This is a genomic window from Caulobacter sp. (genome assembly GCF_035254145.1).
GTDB lineage: Bacteria > Pseudomonadota > Alphaproteobacteria > Caulobacterales > Caulobacteraceae > Caulobacter.
On record NZ_DATFAV010000039.1, the window covers coordinates 1 to 3258 of the forward strand.

General features: G+C 69.2%; 3 protein-coding genes. All 3 read right to left on the minus strand.

The annotated features are described in order from the left end of the window. Nucleotides 1-117: 117 nt before the first annotated feature. Nucleotides 118-1524, minus strand: coding sequence for a two-component system sensor histidine kinase UczS (gene uczS / locus VJ655_RS01955; RefSeq protein WP_324097703.1), 1407 nt, complete (start codon nucleotides 1522-1524; stop codon nucleotides 118-120). 33 nt (nucleotides 1525-1557) lie between these two features. After that, complete coding sequence (gene uczR, locus VJ655_RS01960; RefSeq protein ID WP_324097705.1) at nucleotides 1558-2229, minus strand: two-component system response regulator UczR; 672 nt, start codon at nucleotides 2227-2229, stop codon at nucleotides 1558-1560. A gap of 191 nt (nucleotides 2230-2420) precedes the next feature. After that, the coding region (locus VJ655_RS01965) for a PDZ domain-containing protein (protein WP_324097707.1) at nucleotides 2421-3258 on the minus strand (838 nt) is incomplete at its 5' end.

The window sequence follows — 3258 nt, forward strand, 5'->3', positions numbered from 1 at the left end:
CCAAGACAAAGCACCGCAATCCCCAAAACCCGCATGACGCCCTCCCGAAAGCCACAACGCTACATTGAGGCCAGGAGGAGTGTCGAGAGCAAGAAGACCCACCGAATGGGCGACGTCCTACTCCACCCGCGGCAGCACCAGCGCCACGCGCAGGCCTGGGCCCATGCCGTTGTATTCGCCCGGCCCCTCGGCCAGCTCCAGCCGCCCGCCGTGCGAGACGGCCACGGCGCTGACCAGCGACAGCCCCAGGCCCGCGCCGGGCTCGCTGCGGCTGTTCTCCAGGCGCACGAAGCGTTGGATCACCCGGGCGCGATCGGCCTCCGGCACGCCGGGGCCGGTGTCGGTGACCGAGAACTCCAGCTCGCCCGACGAGGTGCGCCGCGCGCGCAGCATGATCGCCCCGCCCTCGGGCGTGTATTTGATGGCGTTGTCCAGGATGTTGGCCAGGGCCTGGGCCAGGAATTCGCGGTTGCCCTTGATCGTCAGGGCCGGGACAATCTCGGCCTTGAAGTCCAGGCCCTTGTCCTCGCAGGACAGCTCGTAGAGCTCGGCCATGTCGGTGGCCAGTTCGGAGGCGTCGAAGCTGCGCTGGTCGGGCGCCGAGCCGGCGGCCTGCAGCCGGGCGATGGCCAGCACGGCGTTGAAGGTCTTCAGCACCCCGTCGGCGTCCTGCAGGGCGGTCTCCAGCGCCGCCACGGGATCGCCCTTGCCGTTCTCGGCGTCGATCAGGGCCACCTCCATGCGGGCGCGCAGGCGCGTCAGCGGCGAGCGCAGGTCGTGGGCGATGGCGTCGCCGGCGTGGCGCAGGCCGCCCATCAGGCGCTCGATCCTGTCGAGCATGTCGTTCAGGCCTTCGGCCAGCTCGTCGTACTCGTCGCGGGTGCCACGCACCCGGGCGCGGGCGCGAAGATCGCCGGCGCGCACGTCGTTGACCACGTCCACCAGTCCCTGCATCGAGCGGCTGACATTGCGGCTGATCAGCACCCCGCCGGCCATGCCCAGCAGGATGACCAGCGCCCCGGCGCCCCACAGGGCCCGCACGATCTTGCGGACATAGGCTTCGGAGGCGTCGACGTCGGCGCCGACGAACAGGATCTCGCCCTGGTCCAGGCGCTGCTGGACGCCGCGCGCCGCGGCCTTGACCTCGGCGCCGTCGGCGTCGGTCTCGGTGACCTTGAAGCTGGCCCATTCGGGGCCGTCGCCGCTGAAGTTGGCGACCGGGGATTCCTCGATCGAGCCGGAGATGCGCTTGCCGGTCTTGTCGGCCAGGAAATAGAGGAACGGCTTCTCGCCCGTCGCCCGCTCGACGATGGTCTGGTTCAGGGCGTCGACGCCGCCCTGGCGGTAGGCCGCCTCCAGGCTCTCGAACTCGCGGCTGATCTCGGCCTGGGCGCGGCGGTTCACCTCGCCGGCCGTGGCCACGTAGATATAGCCCAGGAAGGCGCTGGCGGCCGCCGCGAACAGGGCCAGGAATAGCAGGGTCAGCCGGAACGGCGTGGTGCGGAGAAGGCGCGGGAGACGCATGGTGTCGTAGGCGGCTATGCCGCCGCCTGTCTCCTAGGGATCGAGCCGGTAGCCGGCGCCGCGCACGGTCTGCAGCATGGCCCGATCGAAGCCCTTGTCGATCTTGGACCGCAGGCGCGAAATGTGCACGTCGATGACGTTGGTCTGCGGGTCGAAGTGGTATTCCCAGACCTTCTCCAGCAGCATGGTGCGGGTCACCGACTGGCCGGCGTGGCGCATCATGAACTCCAGAAGCTGGAATTCGCGCGGCTGCAGGTCGATCTCCTTGCCCTGGCGATGGACCGTCCGGTTGATCAGGTTCATTTCGAGTTCGCCGACCTTCAGGGTCGTGGCGACGGCGCCGGTCTCGCGGCGGCGCGACAGGGCTTCGACCCGGGCCATCAGCTCGGGAAAGGCGTAGGGCTTGACCAGGTAGTCGTCGGCGCCGGCGCGCAGGCCGGTGACGCGGTCGTTGATCTCGCCCAGGGCCGACAGGAACAGCACCGGCGTCTGGTCGCCCTCGCGGCGCAGGGTCTCGACGACGGTGACCCCGTCCATCTTCGGCATCATCCGGTCGACGATCAGCACGTCGAAGCCGCCCTTCTGGGCCACGCCCAGGCCGGCCTCGCCGTCGGGCGCGTGCTCGACCTCGTAGCCAGCCTCCTTCAGGCCATGCGCCATGGCGGCGGCGGCTTCCAGGTCGTCCTCGATAATCAGAATACGCATCAGCGAGCCCCTCATGCGCTTAAGGCGGAACAGCGGAACGTTCGACGTTCTCCCGATTCCGCGCGTCACGCGATAGTCGTCCGGTTGATAGCGGTTTCGACGACCGGCGTAACTTAAACCTTGGACAGATACGAAAAAGCCCCGCTCCGGCGGACCGGGGCGGGGCTCTGTCGTCTCGACGGCGATCGTGCCTACGGCGCGATCTTCAGCGGCACGAAGACCGGGCGATTCTGGCGGATCACCTTGACCAGCACGCTGGCGCGGCCGGCCTTCTTGGCGGCGGCCACCGCGGCGTTGACGTCGGCGGCGCTATTGACCGTCGCGCCGTTGATGTTGGCCAGCACGTCGCCCTTGGCCAGGCCCTTCTCGCCGGCGTCGCTGTCGCCCTTCACGCCGGTGATCAGCAGGCCCTTGATCTCGCTGTCGATCTTGTAGGTCTGGCGCGAGGCCGGATCGATCGGCGAGAGCGTCAGGCCCAGGGCGTCGATCCGCTGGCTGGCGGGCTTGTCCGGCGCCGGCGCGGCGCCGCCGTCCTGATCCTGGTCGTCGTCGTTTACGGCCAGCGAGCCCTCGGCCGGACGCGTGCCCGACTTGACGTCGACGACGCGCGGCTTGCCGTCGCGCAGGATCGACATCTTGATGGTCTCGCCCGGACGGGCCTTGGCCACTTCGCGGGTCAGTTCGGAGCGGTTGTTGATCGTCACGCCGTTGACGCCCGTCAGGATGTCGTCCGGCAGCAGGCCAGCCTTGGCGGCGGGACCGCCGGGGACCAGCTCGGCGACGATGGCGCCCTTGACGTCCTTCAGGCCCAGGGCCTCGGCCGACTCGGCGCTGAAGTCCTGGATGGTCACGCCGATATAGCCGCGCACCACCTTGCCGCCGGCGATCAGCTGCTTGGCGGTGGCCTCGGCCACGTCCGCGGGAATGGCGAAGCCGATGCCGACCGAACCGCCCGACGGTGAGTAGATGGCGCTGTTGACGCCGATCACCCGGCCGTAGATGTCGAAGCTGGGGCCGCCCGAGTTGCCC